Below are 14,228 nucleotides of genomic sequence, written 5' to 3'. Positions count from 1 at the left end.
TCGCATCCGGCCCACCATGACCGAACCGCCTTTGCTGGAACTGTCCGGGATCACCAAGATCTATCCCGGCGTCGTTGCGCTGGACGACGTCTCCTTCGCGCTCGGCGCCGGTGAGGTCGTCGGCCTGATCGGCGAGAACGGCGCCGGCAAGTCGACGCTGATGAAGGTGCTGGGCGGCGTGGTGGCGCCGTCGGCCGGCCGCATCCGCATTGGCGGGGTCGAGTGGGCCGGACTGACCGTGCAGCAGTCGATGGCGGCCGGCATCGCCTTCGTCCACCAGGAACTCAACCTGTTCGACAACCTGGACGTCGCCGCCAACGTTTTTCTCGGCCGTGAGCTGCGCAGGGGCGTGCTCGGCCTGGTCGACAATGCGGCGATGGCGGCCGCGGTACAGCCGATCCTGGCGCGCCTGGGCGCCACATTCCGGCCCGACACGCCGGTGCAGCGGCTCTCGCTGGCCGAACGCCAGCTGCTGGAGATCGCCAAGGCGCTGTCGCTCGACGCCCGCATCGTGATCATGGACGAGCCGACCTCCAGCCTGACCATCGCCGAGACTAAGCGGCTGCTGGCGGTGATCGCCGACCTGAAGGCGCACGGCATCGCGGTGATCTTCATTTCGCACCGGCTCAACGAGGTGGAGGAATGCGCCGACCGCGTGGTCGTGCTGCGCGACGGCCGTGTCGCCGGCGCGCTGAGCCGCGGCGAGATCGCGCACGACACCATGATCCGGCTGATGATCGGACGCGATCTGAAGGCGCTATACGACCCGCCCCGGGTCGCACGCGGCGATCCGGTGCTGCAGATCCAGGGGCTGCGCACCCAGGCTAACCCGCATGCGGCGGTCGACCTCGACGTCCACGCCGGCGAGATCCTGGGGCTGGCCGGGCTGGTCGGCGCCGGGCGCACCGAGCTGGCGCGCGCCGCCTTCGGCATCGACCCTTCGCGCGGCGGCGCCATCGTGCTCGGCGGCCGGCGGCTGGCCGGCCACAGCCCGGATGAGGCCATCGCCGCCGGTCTGTTCCTGGTGCCGGAGGACCGCAAGCAGTCGGGCCTGGTGCTCGACTTTACGATCATGGCCAACATCGCGCTGCCCGACCTGCCGTCGCTCGCCCGCGGCGGCCTGGTCCAGCGCCGGCTGGAGCGCGAGCGCGCCGACGCGCAGCGCAAGCGTCTGGCGATCAAGACGCCGGACGTGCTGCGGCTGGCCAACGAGCTGTCGGGCGGCAATCAGCAGAAGATCGTGCTGGCCAAGTGGCTGGCGATGGCGCCGAAGGCGATCATCTTCGACGAACCGACCCGCGGCATCGACGTCGGCGCCAAGACCGAGATTTATAGGCTGATGCGCGGCCTGGCCGACGCCGGCGTGGCCGTCCTGATGATCTCCAGCGACATGGAGGAGGTGATCGGGGTCAGCGACCGCATCGCGGTGATGCACAGCGGTGCGATTGCCGGCGAACTGGCGCGCGGCGACTTTTCCGAACACAACGTGCTGACGCTGGCCGTCGGCAACGGGCCGGCGCCGGGCGCGCGCGCGGCCGCGATGGCAGGTGGCTGAGATCCATGCATAAGAAAGACATCGGGCTGTTCGTGCTGATCCTGGTGGTCGGCGCGGTGGTGACCATCATCAACCCGCTGTTCCTGTCGGGCGTGAACATCGCCAACACCGCCAATCTGGTCGGTCTGTTCGGCCTGTTCGCCATCGCCCAGGCCTTCGTCATCATCACCTCCGGCATCGACCTGTCGGTCGGTCGGTGATCGCCCTGCTCGGCGTGCTGTTCGTCGACTTCATCGCGGTGCAGGAGGTGGCGGCCAGCCGCCATCCTGATCGTGCTGGCGCTCGGCCTGCAGTGATCGGCCTGATCCGCGGCTTCCTGTTCACGCGGATGGGACTGCAGCCCTTCGTCGTCACCTTGTGCGGCCTGCTGGTCTATCGCGGCGTCGCGCTTCTATACCGAGGACGCCACCGCCGGCTTCACCTTCGGCCGGAGTTTCCCGGCGCTGGACTGGCCCTGACCATCGAGCGGTTCCGCCGGGTGCCGCCTGATGGTCGCCTTCGCCGTCGTCGCGGCGGTGGCCTGGGTGCTGCTGCACCGCTCGGTGTTCGGCCGCCACCTGTTCGCGGTCGGCAAGAACGAGGAGGCGGCGCGCTATTCCGGCATCCGCACCACGCGGGTGATCGTCGGCGCCTATGTGATCTGCTCGGTGCTGACCGCGCTGGCGGCGGTGTTCTTCGCCACCTACACCCGCTCGATCTCGCCGGCCAGCCATGGCAATTTCTACGAGCTCTACGCCATCGCCGCGGCGGTGCTCGGCGGCTGCTCGCTGCGCGGCGGCGAGGGCTCGATCGTCGGCGTCGTGCTGGGCGTGATCCTGCTGCAGGTGCTGCAGAACCTGGTCAACCTGCTCGGCATCCCCTCCTCGCTCAACTTCGCGGTGATGGGCACGGTGATCCTGATCGGCGTGCTGGCGGACAGCCAGTTCGCCACCTTCCGCCAGCGCCGCCGCGCCGCCCGCTCGCTGGATGCCAGGCCCGCCGAGCAGCCGGCGGAGTAGCGCGCCGCCCCCGATCGCGGGGGTGCCATTTCCCCGTCACGATGTCATGCTTCGATCAGGCAACGGCAACGGATGCATGAGGACGCAACGATGGCGCTGAAGACCAAGCTGCTGGCCGGTTTCATGCTGGCGATCGGGATCCAGGCCGCGCAGGCGGAGGACCGGTTGACGCCGCTGCTGCGCTTCGTGCCGGCGTCGGCGTTGGCCGAAGGCGGACCGTCCAATGCGATCCAGTACAGCGATTTCGCGGCGATCCGCCACGCGGTCGGCCAGCGGCTGTCGCTCGGCGACGCGTTCACCTGGAGCCGGGAGGACCGCGAACTCGCCGCGGCGATGCGCATCGTGGTCGCGCCGCACATGCTGGCGAACTATTTCTCCCGCATGCTCGCGGCCGAGCGGCCGATGTCCGACTATCTCGGTTTCGGCATGATCGACATCGGCCAGACGCTCGGCTTCGCCCAGCCGCCAATGGTGCCCATGGTGCTGACCGGCAACGACGCCGTCACCAATGCGGCTGCGGTCGGCGCAGCCCTGGGCAATCACGGCTTCGCCGCGGAGAATCGCAACGGCCACACGATCTGGTGGTACCTGGACGACAATGCACTCGACCTCCGCAACCGCGACGTCAGCAACCCCCTGCGCGGCGATCTCGGGGGGTCGGCGCGCGCCGGCGTGGTCGACGGCGCCTTCGTCGCCGCCAGCCACTGGGGCACCATCGACGTGATGCTCATGGCGGTGGACGGACGGATCGGCACCGCGCAACAGTCGCCCGACATGCGGGCGCTGGCGGTCGCGCTCGACACGCCGGTGCAGGCCGATGGCGCGCTGCTGCAGGCCTATCTGTTCACCGGCACACTGTTCACCCGCGACATCGTCGATGCGCTCGGCCCGGCCGCCGACGAAGAGACCCGCGCAAGGTTGCTGGCGCAATTGATGGGCAGCGGCGACGGACCGGCGACGCCGCGCTACGAGGCGGTGGCACTCGCCGACCGCCAGGAAGGCGCAAATCCGGTCGGCGTCGTCGCGCTGTCCTACCGCAACCGCGCCGATGCGGAGCGGGCGACGCAGACGGTCGCCGAGGCCTTCGCGACGGCCACGTCGATGGCATACCAGCGGCCGTTCGCGGAGATCATGCCCTATGCGGTGGTGACCGACGTGGTCGACGTGCCCGACGCGGGCCGCGCCGTCGCCCGCATCGCCTTCGTCATGGTGCCGGAGACGACGCTGGAAGGGCCTTCGGACAACATGCGCACGCCGTTCTACGGCCTGATCCAGATGCTCTATCGCGGCGACCTCGCGCCGTTGGCTACGGCCGGGTAGCCGGCTGGATCAGAAGAAGCAGGCGTTGTCGTAATACTCGCCGGGTCCGTCATAGGCGAACAGCTCGGCAATGACCTGGTTGCTGCCGTCGACCAACAGCAGGCTGTCGCCGGTGCTCCATTCGCCGGTGACGCAACCGAGGGGCCCGTCGCCGGAATACCACCCGCCGTCGATGCACAGCTGACTGCCGCGCACCGACCAGGCGCCGTCGAACTCGTCATAGTCGCCGTAGTCGTTGACCCAGATCGACTCGTAGTAGCCGTCGCCGCTGAAATAGCCGCACTCGTAGCTCGGTCCCCACGGTCCATTGGCGAAGTGCTCGATGTAGGCACTGCCGTCGGCCAGGAATTCGTTCAGCTCGCGTGCCGTGGCCGTCGCGGGGTTCGCCGGTCCCGGCCCGGGGCCGAACCCGCCACCCTGGAAATTACCGCCGGCCGGCACGCATGCCGCGCACAGCAGCGTCCCGCCCAACACGACCGTATCGATTCCCCTGCGCACTGCGATCCTCCGCCAGTCCTGCTCGGGACAGCGTAGTTGACGGAGCGCGGGTGGCAACCCAAAACAGGCTCCGGCGCGCGGCCTCGATGTCGTGCGCCGATCCGGGTCGGCCTCAGTCCAGCGCCGCCAGTTCGTCGATCAGCCCCTCGACCACGGCCAGGCCCTTGTCCCAGAAGGCGGGGTCGGATGCGTCGAGGCCGAACGGCGCCAGCAGCTCCTTGTGCCGCAGCGTGCCGCCGGCCCTGAGCATGGCGAAATACTTCTCGGCGAAGCCGTCGGCGCCCTGCTGATAGACCGCATAGAGCGAGTTCACCAGGCAGTCGCCGAAGGCATAGGCGTAGACGTAGAACGGCGAATGCACGAAGTGGGGGATGTACGACCAGTAGACGTTATATTCGGGATCGAAGTCGAAGGCCGGGCCCAGGCTTTCGGTCTGCACGCCCATCCAGATCTGGCCCAGCCGCTCCGGCGTCAGCTCGCCCTCGCGCCGCTCGTCGTGGACCCGCCGCTCGAACTCGTAGAAGGCGATCTGGCGGACGACGGTGTTGATCATGTCCTCCACCTTGCCGGCCAGCATCGCCTTGCGGCGGCCGGCGTCGGTCTCCGCGTTCAGCATGGCGCGGAAGGTCAGCATCTCGCCGAACACGCTGGCGGTCTCGGCCAGCGTCAGCGGCGTCTGCGACAGCAGGTGGCCCTGGCCGGCGGCCAGCACCTGGTGCACGCCGTGGCCGAGCTCGTGCGCCAGCGTCATCACGTCCCGCGTCTTGCCCAGGTAGTTCAACAGCACGAACGGATGCGCCGACGGCACGGTCGGATGGGCGAAGGCACCCGACGCCTTGGCCGGACCGACCGGCGCGTCGATCCAGCCGCTGTCGAAGAAGCGCCGGGCGATGTCCGCCATCTGCGGGGCGAAGCCGGCATAGGCGCCCAGTACCGTGTCGCGCGCGTCGGTCCACGGGATCGTGCGGTCGTCGACGTCGGGCAACGGGGCGTTGCGGTCCCAGTAGGCCATCCGGTCGACGCCCAGCCAGCCGGCTTTCATCGTGTAGTAGCGGTGCGCGATGCGCGGGAAGGCGGCGCGGACGGCGGCGACCAGCGCGTCGACCACCTCGTCCTCGACCTGGTTGGCCAGGTTGCGGCTGGACACCGGGCGCGCGAAACTGCGCCACTCGTCCTCGATCGCCTTGTCCTTCGCCAGCGTGTTGGTGACCAGCGAAAGCAGGCGGATATTGTCGTTCAGCACCCGCGCGATCTCGTGTGCGGCAGCGCCGCGCACCTTGCCGTCGCTATCCGACAGCAGGTGCAGCGCCTCGGCGCTGGTCAGCGTCTTGCCGCCCACCGTGAAGCGAAGCGCGGCCATGGTCTCGTCGAACAGCCGGTTCCAGGCGGCGCGGCCCGCGATCGCCTTGTCGTGCAGCAGGCGCTCCAGGTCGTCGGCCAGCTGGTGCGGCCGGAACGCGCGCACGTCGTCCAGCCAAGACCGGTAGTGCGCGGCGGCCGGGTCCCGCAGCTGTGCGGCGAACACGGCATCGTCGATCCGGTTCAGCTCCAGCGTGAAGAACAGCAGGTGCGTGGTGATCTTGTTGACCCGCTCGCGCACGCCCTGCACGAAGCGGGCGATCTTGGGGTCGAGCGCGTCCAGCGCCTGCTCCAGGTCGGCATAGCTCAGCACCCGCGACAGCGCCTCGTCGATCGCCTCGTAGGCGGCGATCGCCCGGCCCAGCGCCGCACCGTCGAGGCCGGCCAGCTTGTCCTTGTAGGTGCCGGCAAAGGCCTCGGCATCGGCCAGCGCCTTGTCGAGCGCCGCACCGATCGCCGGGTCGTCGATGCTGGCGAACAGGGCGCTCAAGTCCCATCTTGGCAGCATGCCGAGCGCCGATTCCGTGCCGCTCGCGGCGCCGTCGGGGGCAGGATTGGCATTGTTGGAACGCGCAATTCGCATAATCATGTCCAATCGGTCGCGGTCGCAGCGGTAACTGTGCCCGGGATCGGCGCCAGGAACGAGAACAACAACGCACCAGAGGATACGCCGGCAGGGGGCCTGCACATGCAGTTAGCGGACTATAGGGCGATCGACAATCTCGCCTCGATGTTTTTCGACGAGGCCGACCGCCGCGGCGATGCCCCCTTCCTGTGGGCGAAGAACGGCAACGGCTACGCGCCCCGAAGCTGGCGCGGCGTCGCCGGACATGCCGCAGCGCTGGCCCAGTCGCTGCGCGACCTCGGGGTCGTCGCCGGCGACCGGGTGGTGATCGGCTCGGAGAACCGGCCGGAGTGGGTGATCGCCGACGAGGCGATCCTCGCCATCGGCGCGATCCCGGTGCCGGTCTATACGACCTATACCGTCGCCGACCACAATCACGTGCTGGCCGACAGCGGCGCGGTCGCGGCGATCGCCTCGACCCAGACCCTGACCCGGCGGCTGGCCGAGGCGGCGAAGGGCACCGACTGCCGCATCCTGGTCAGCATCGATGCACCGGACCTCAAGTCCAACATCCAGGTCGTCGACTGGGCCGACGTCGCCGCTGCCGACGGCGACATTGCCCAGGCCCGCGCCTGGGCGTCGGCGCAGCCGCGCGCCGGGACCAGCGCGATCATCTATACCTCCGGCACCGGCGGCAAGCCGAAGGGCGTGATGCTCAGCCACGGCGCGATCCTGTGCAACATCATGGGCGCGTTCAACCTGCTGAACGAACTTGGCCTCGACGAGGAAGTATTCCTCTCGTTCCTGCCGCTGTCGCACAGCTACGAACACGCCGCCGGGCTGCACTTCCCGGTCTCGATCGGCGCCCAGGTCTATTACGCGGAAGGGATCGACAAGCTCTCGACCAACATGACCGAGGCGCGCCCGACCATCATGACGGCGGTGCCGCGGCTGTACGAGACCATGCGCAGCCGCATCCTGCGCGGGGTCGAGAAGACCGGCGGGATGAAGGCGAAGCTGTTCGAGAAGGCGCTCGACATCGGCACCCGTCGCTACCATGCGCCGGGCTCGCTCGGTCTGGGCGACCGGCTGGTCGACCCGCTGCTCGACCGGCTGGTCCGCAACAAGGTCCGCGACCGGTTCGGCGGACGGCTGAAGGCGTTCGTCTCCGGCGGTGCGCCACTCAACCCCGACGTCGGCGTGTTCTTCCTGGCGCTGGGCGTGCGCGTGCTGCAGGGCTATGGCCAGACCGAGAGCGGGCCGGTCGTCTCCTGCAACCGGCCGAGCAAGATCAAGATGCACACGGTCGGCCCGGCCTTTCCCGACGTCGAGGTGAAGATCGCGCCCGACGGCGAGATCCTGATCCGCGGCGAGCTGGTCATGCAGGGCTACTGGAACATCCCCGACCTGACCGCCGAGACCGTGAAGGACGGCTGGCTGCACACCGGCGACATCGGCCTGATCGACGAGGACGGCTACATCCAGATCACCGACCGCAAGAAGGACATCATCGTCAACTCGGGCGGCGACAACATCTCGCCGCAGCGGGTGGAAGGTATCCTGTGCCTGCGGCCGGAGATCGCACAGGCGATGGTCTATGGCGACAAGCGGCCCTACCTGGTTGCCCTGGTCGTGCCCGACCCGGAATGGGCCAAGGGCTGGGCGAAGGAGCACGGCAAGCCGGCCGACGCCGCGACGCTCAACGCCGACCCGGATTTCCGCGCCGCGATCGCCGCGGCGGTGCGGGCCGGCGAAGCAGAGCTGTCGCCGATCGAGCGCGTGCGCCAGTTCGCGCTGGCCGACGAGCCCTTCACCGTCGACAACGGCATCCTGACCCCGTCGCTGAAGGTGAAGCGCCACGTGCTGCGCGAACTCTACGGCGAACGGCTGAACGCGCTCTACGGCCGCGGCAAGGACTGAGGATACCGGCGCCGCGCTCACCGATTTCACACGATCAGTTGAGGGATCGTGTGGTTACGCTGCGGTGTGCGCGTCCTATGGGTTGCCCCGACAGGAAACGTCAGGGGAGAAACACGATGATCCGGTCGACCTTCGCAGTGCTGGCGCTCGCCGGTGCAACCGCGCTGGCGGGCTGCATGCAGTCCGGCAACGGCGGCAACGGCGGAACCGCGGCGGCGACGGATGCCGCGGCGACGACGGCGGCAGCGAGCGGCCTGGAAACCGCACGCGGCAGTTTCCAGGGCCAGAGCGGCCACACCACCACCGGCAGTGCCAGCGTGTTCTGGACCGGTTCGCAATGGGTGGTGGCGCTCAGCAGCGACTTCAGCCAGGACGACGCGCCCGACCCGGTGGTCGGCCTCGGCGTCAACGGCGCCTACGACCCGGCCGCAAAGCTCGGTCCGCTGCAGGCGATGCAGGGCGCGCAGGTCTATCCCCTGCCCGCCGGCCTCGACATCGGCGACTATCTCGAGGTCTACATCTGGTGCGAGGAGTTCGCCGTACCGCTCGGCGTCGCGCCGCTGACCTTGCTCTGATCCGCAGCGGTGCCGTCGGGGCCGGCGTTCAGAACGGCTCCGACAGCACCGCGGTCTCGCCCGGCAGGATCTCCACCCGCAGCGTCTGCCCCGACCCGCCCTCGATCTCGACCTTGTAGACGCCGGCCCTGAGCTCGACCGGCGGGTCGCCGACCGTGCCGCTGGCGACCGCGCGCCCGCGCGGATCGAGCACGCGGAAGGTCGGCACCACCGCCTGGGTCAGCGCCAGGCCCAGCGATTCGGCGTCGCTGGCGTCGAAATAGCGCCCACCGCCCAGCTCCGCCCACTGCCGGAAGGTCTCCGCCAGCGCCGGGTCGTCCAGGTCGAAGCCGACGATGTTGATACGCAGGTCGATGCCCATCGACCGCAGCGCCGCGATCTCCGCCGCCGGGTCGCCGTCGCAGGTCTCCTCGCCGTCGGTGATCAGCACCACCAGCCGGTGCCCCTCGACGCCGGCCATGTCGTTCGGCACCTCGTGCAGCGACGCGCCGATCGGGGTGCGCGCCCGGTTGGTCGGCTCGATGCCGGCGATGACGCCGGCGATGCCGACGGGGTCGAGCGGCTGCGGCGGCAGCACCAGCGCGGTCTCGCAGCTGTCCGGCGGACCCTCGCCGAACACCCGAAGGCCCAGCACCGACCCGGCCGGGATCGTGTTGCCGGTCAGCTCGGTCAGGGTGCGCCGCGCGATCTCGATCTTCCGCTCGTCGTCGATGCGCGCCAGCATGCTGCCCGAGGCGTCGACGATCAGCAGGATGCCGCCGGACGCCGGGGCCGGCCCGCCGTCGGCCGCGGTCTCGGCGGCGGCCACCAGCTGCAGGTAGCCGGGCTCCGCCGGCGGCGGCGGGGGTGGCGGCGTCATGTCGACCGCCGCCGCGACGCGATAGGCGGTCGGCCGGCGCAGCCAGCCGGCAAGCCGCTCGAACGCCGTGTCGATCTCGCCCTGCGACAGCATCGGTTGGTAGAAGCCGCCGTTGAGCCCGGCCCAGTCCTGCATCAGGTTGCGGGTCAGCCACCATTCGTCGCCGGTGAAGGCGCCGGGAACCGCCAGCGCGAAGATCCGCGGCCGGGTCTCGCCCAGGCTGGCCCACAGCTGCGCCGTCAGGTCGGCGCCGTCGGACTGGGCGTCGGTCAGCAGCACGACGGCGCGCACGCCCTCGCGCGCGGCCAGTGCCTGGCTGGAGGCCAGCAGTGCCGCTTCCGCATTGCTGGAGCTGTCCTGCCATGGATAGCCGTGCAGCGTCATGAACGCGGTCAGCGGGTCGCCGGTCCACTGGTCGAGCAGCGCGCGGGTCTGGTCGCCGCGGAACGGGAACAGGTTGACCACCTCGCGGTCCGGCTGCAGACCCTGGGCATAGGCCCGCATCGCCTGCACGATGGCAGGGATGAACGCCTCGACGCTGCCGCTGGTGTCCCAGACCAGCGCCACCGATCGCGGCGGGTCGGCGATGCGCAGGCGATAGCTGCCGGCGCCGGCCTGGGCGCGATAGCGGCGCTCGGTCGGCGTGGTCTCGACCAGTTCCAGCGGAACCGCCGTGCCGGCAGCGTCCTGCAGCGTCGGCAACACGTCGACGCTGGGTTCGCCGGCCAGCGTCAGCAACAGCGCCTGGCCGCCGGCCGGCACGTCGACGGCGTACCAGTCCTCGTCCTCGGCAATCAGCACAGTGCCGGCGACCTCGGTGTCCAGCGGCAGCGCGTCGGCGGTTGCGGGCGTGTCGTTGTCGTCGGCCGGCGGCGGCGCGGGCTCGGCCGGCGGGTTCAGCCATTCGTAGACCGCATCCCGCCCGGTATCGCCCCACTCGCCCAGGATCGAGCGATAGTCCGCACCGCTCGGCGCCTCGCGCACCACCAGCGTCTCCGGCGCAGCGGCACGCCAGGTGTCCGGCGGCGCCGTCATGGTGAACCGCAGGAAGCGCGCCCAGACCGGCGCGTCGAACCGCAGCGTGGCGCTCGGCGCCTCGGCCGGCAGCGTCCAGACCGAAACCTGGGTCCACGGCCCGACCGCGCTGTCCAGGCTGGCCCAGACCGTGACCGACGCGATCCGCTCCTGCGGTTCCGCATCGCGCTGCGACACCCATTCCAGCCCGGTCACCAGGGCGGCCCGGTTGTCGCGGAAGCCGATGACCCACTCCAGCGGCATGCCCTGTTCGTCAAGGTACAGGTTCGGCCGATCCTCCTCGACCGTCAGCATGCGCTGCCCGTCGACCGCGGGCGCCGCCCAGACCACGTGCCCGCCGCGCTGCGGGTCGGCGATGTTGCGCCCGGCGCCGGCCGGATCGAGCGGATCGCCGCCCGGCACGGCTATCGCCTTGATCTCGCCCAGCGTCGTGCCGCCCCAGCCGCGGTCGCCGCTCTGGGTGTCGATCGGCTCGAGCCGCAGGTAGCGCGCCGCGACCGGTGCATCGAAGGCGAAGGCCTGCTCCACCGGCCGCGGCGACATCGCGGCGGTCAGCACGCGCGTGAAGTCGGTGCCGTCGTCCGACACCGAGAGCGCGAACCGACGCAGCCGATCGCCGATCGCCTCGGTGCCGGCCGGCGTCAGCAGCACGCCGGCCAGCGGCACCGGCGCGGCGCCGGCCAGCTGGATCACCGGCTGTTCGCCGTGCAGGAAGGTGCCGTCCATCCGCGCACTGGTCGCACCGTTGGCGCCGCCGTCGATCAGTCGCGGCATGTCCACCAGAACGGCCCCGCCATCCTGGCCGGCCGCCACGTTGACGCCGCCCAGCATCGCCGCCGGCAGCGGCCAGGCCAGGCGCCGGCCGACGGCCGGCGCCCGCGTCCGCGGCACGATCGTCGCCTGGGCGAAGCCGGCCGCGCCGTCCGGTCCGGCCGCCGACACGGCGATCTCCACCGGCCGGTCGGCCCAGGCATCGGGCGCGATCGTCACGGTCACCGGCACCGGCACCGCGACGCCGGGCACCAGGTCGATCCGGTCCTGGACGAAGTCGACCCGCCAGCGGTCGTCGCCGGCATGGCCGGACAGGGTCGCGGACACGGGTCCGGCCGCGTCCGTGGTCAGGGTGGCGAATCCGGTCACCGACTGCGCCGCGGTGTCGAAGGCGGCGACCTCCGCGGCGTCCAGGCTCAGCGCGACGCCGAACGGCGCCGCGGTGCCGGCCGCGGCCGGCGGCCCGCCGGCGCCGAGGTCGAGCGCGAACGCATAGGCCCCGGCCGCGTCCGTCAGCCCCAGGTAATAGCCGGTGCCGGCGGGCATCTCAGCCTGCCAGATGCCGTTGTCGCGGTCGAAGCGGACCGAGCCGATCGAGGTGCGCTCCCAGGCCGGCCACAGGTCCGCCGGATCGGCCGGGTCGGCCTGGACCAGCTGGAAGGCGGCGTCGGCCAATGCGCCGGTCCCGGGATCCAGGTCGCGCAGCGTCAGCACCGTGTCGGCCGGCACGTCGGGCAGCCGGTACCAGTCGGTATCCTCGTAGAAGCCGAAGCCGGCGACGCGCAGGTCCGCCGGCACCGGCGCGGCTTGCCACCACTGGTCGTTGGGTTCCAGGTCGACCGGCCGGTCGTAATAGGGCCGCTGCTCGAACAGCACGGCATAGGGGCCGTCGACCGGCGTGTCGGCGAAGACGGAGAGGTAGTAGTCGCCGCCGGGCAGCAGCCCGTCCCAGACCACCTCGCCGCGCTCAGCGCCGCGGTCGACCGTGTGCAGGCGGCCGACCCGGTACTCCGCGTTGGCGCCCCACTCCAGGTTGGCGGCGACCTGCGCCGCCGGCGGACCGGACAGGGTCAGCCGCACCCGCGTTTCCGCGCCCAGGTAGAAGCGGTAGTAGTCGTAGTCGCGCTCGCGGTCGACCGTGCCGGTGCGCGGCACGCCCGGCTCCAGCCGGGTCGCGCGGGCGATGTCGTCGTTCGGCTCCAGCTCGTCGGTCAGGCCGCTGGCCAGCACGTCGGCGATCGGCGTGCCCGGTGCCGGCGGCGTGCCGAGCGGCTCGGCGAAGATCCGATAGGGTGCGTCGGTGCCGCGCACGCCGAACACGTGCCGGCCCGGCACCAGCAGCAGGTTGTTCATCCGGATCGGCCCGCGGCCCGGCGTCGGCGCCACCTCGGCGATGGTGTTGCCGGCGGAGTCGTACAGCTGCAGCTGCTCGATGGTGTCGCCCTCGGCGGTGATCCGCCACAGCTGCAGCGGCGGCGCGACGTCGAGCGCGAACACGTCCCACTCGCGCCCGGCGAACTGCCCCTCCACCGCACCGTCCGGCGGCATCGCCGTCGCCAGTCCGAAGGCGTCGTTCGGCTCGCGCTCCGCCGCGGGCGGCAGCGGCGCCGCGTCCTCGACGGCCAGGCCATAGGTCTGCGACGGGTCCAGGCTGCCGTAGACGCGCACATAATACTGGCCGGCATCCAGGGTCAGGTCGGGCAGGCGCACCTCGCCGCTGCCGGTCCGGCTCTGCAGCTCCTGCCCGTCGGCATCGTTGAGCGAGAATTGCAGTTCGTCAGTGCCGGGCGCGCGCAACACCAGGTCGAACCGCTGGTCGCGCCACCCGTCGTCGACGGAAAAGGCGAACACGTCGGCGTCGCGGCTGCCGTCGCTGCCGATCAGGCGGCCTTCCAGCGGCAAGGCGGGATCGAAGGCGGCCGCCACTGCGGCGTCGCCGTTCGGCTCCTGCTCGCGGCCGGCCGCGCGGGCGCCGCTGTCGCGTGCCGCGATCAGCAGGCGCGCACCGGTGCGGCCCCTGGCCTGGATCGAATAGGTGCCCGGATCGAGGCCGAGGTCGGCCAGCGTGGCGATGCCGCCGGCCTGCAGATAGGCGTTGTCGAGATTCGAGCCGTCCTCGCGGTAGATGTCGACATAGGGCGAGGCGCCCAGGTCGGGCTGCACCGTCACCGTCCACAGCCGGCCGGCGGCGGCGGCGTCGATGGTCCAGCTCAGCGTCGCCTCGGTGCCCGGCACCGTCGCCAGCACGCCGGCGAAGCCGCCGGCCACCGTCGGCGGCAGCGGCCCGGGCAGCGGGTCCGCCGGCACCGCCGACAGGCGGTAGAGCAGGCCGTCGCCGTAGTTGCCCTCGACGCGGATGGCATAGTCGCCGGCGGCGAGCAGCAGCGGCGGGATCGCCGTGGCCGCCGTCGCCGCCTGCACCGTCTCGGTCAGGATCTCCTCCTCGACGCGGCTGCCGTCCTCGGCCGCGCCGATACGGACCAGCCGGACCCGGCCGTCCTGCCCGGGCAGCGCCTCCAGCGACACCGACCACAGCTGCTGCGCGCCGGCCGCGTCGATGCTCCACGCCACCGCGTCGCTGTCCGCCCCCTGGGCGAAGCCCGCCATGCAGAACGCGCCGCCGGTCGCGGCCAACGTCGCCGCATCGTCGTTCGGCTCGCTCTCCGACGGGCAGCTCTGCGCCGCCGCGGCCGCCGGCAGCAGCAGCACCGCGGCCAGCGCCGCAAGGCGCCGGGCAACGGCGCGTTTGGTCCGATCTGCGGTCATACCTGTC

Annotated in this window: 7 protein-coding genes and 1 pseudogene; 5 read left to right on the top strand and 3 right to left on the bottom strand. The window is 71.1% G+C overall.

Translation table 11 applies throughout. The annotated features are described in order from the left end of the window. Positions 1 to 16: 16 nt before the first annotated feature. The 3 genes and pseudogenes from R3F55_21350 (at position 17) to R3F55_21340 (ending at position 3,873) form a co-directional block, all read left to right on the top strand. Entirely contained in the window at positions 17 to 1,555 is a 1,539-nt protein-coding gene (locus R3F55_21350) for a sugar ABC transporter ATP-binding protein (GenBank protein ID MEZ5669930.1), read from the top strand. A gap of 5 nt (positions 1,556 to 1,560) precedes the next feature. Further along, positions 1,561 to 2,553, top strand: a pseudogene (locus R3F55_21345) (ABC transporter permease). Positions 2,554 to 2,625: 72 nt separating this feature from the next. Then, positions 2,626 to 3,873 carry a hypothetical protein gene (locus R3F55_21340; protein MEZ5669929.1) on the top strand — a complete coding sequence of 416 codons (1,248 nt, stop codon included), beginning with the start codon at positions 2,626 to 2,628 and terminating at the stop codon, positions 3,871 to 3,873. A gap of 9 nt (positions 3,874 to 3,882) precedes the next feature. On the opposite strand, the gene R3F55_21335 is transcribed toward R3F55_21340, so the two are convergent. Next, complete coding sequence (locus R3F55_21335; GenBank protein MEZ5669928.1) at positions 3,883 to 4,371, bottom strand: hypothetical protein; 489 nt, start codon at positions 4,369 to 4,371, stop codon at positions 3,883 to 3,885. A gap of 112 nt (positions 4,372 to 4,483) precedes the next feature. Beyond that, the gene (locus R3F55_21330; GenBank protein MEZ5669927.1) at positions 4,484 to 6,238 is read right to left on the bottom strand and encodes a M3 family oligoendopeptidase; all 1,755 of its coding nucleotides are present in this window, start codon (positions 6,236 to 6,238) and stop codon (positions 4,484 to 4,486) included. A gap of 180 nt (positions 6,239 to 6,418) precedes the next feature. On the opposite strand from R3F55_21330, the gene R3F55_21325 reads away from it, so the two are divergent. Together R3F55_21325 and R3F55_21320 are read left to right on the top strand one after the other, a co-directional pair. Further along, the gene (locus tag R3F55_21325) at positions 6,419 to 8,215 is read left to right on the top strand and encodes an AMP-dependent synthetase/ligase (GenBank protein MEZ5669926.1); all 1,797 of its coding nucleotides are present in this window, start codon (positions 6,419 to 6,421) and stop codon (positions 8,213 to 8,215) included. Positions 8,216 to 8,331: 116 nt separating this feature from the next. Then, on the top strand, positions 8,332 to 8,790 hold the full coding sequence (locus tag R3F55_21320) for a DM13 domain-containing protein (protein ID MEZ5669925.1): 459 nt from the start codon (positions 8,332 to 8,334) through the stop codon (positions 8,788 to 8,790). Between the two features lie 28 nt (positions 8,791 to 8,818). Here the strand turns inward: R3F55_21320 and R3F55_21315 are convergent, their stop codons facing one another. Then, on the bottom strand, positions 8,819 to 14,221 hold the full coding sequence (locus R3F55_21315; GenBank protein MEZ5669924.1) for a discoidin domain-containing protein: 5,403 nt from the start codon (positions 14,219 to 14,221) through the stop codon (positions 8,819 to 8,821). Between the last annotated feature and the right edge of the window lie 7 nt (positions 14,222 to 14,228).

The sequence above is a fragment of the Alphaproteobacteria bacterium genome, from assembly GCA_041396705.1.
Lineage (GTDB): Bacteria > Pseudomonadota > Alphaproteobacteria > CALKHQ01 > CALKHQ01 > CALKHQ01.
The sequence above is the reverse complement of the archived record's forward strand: the minus strand, read 5'-3'. Positions and strand labels throughout refer to the sequence as shown.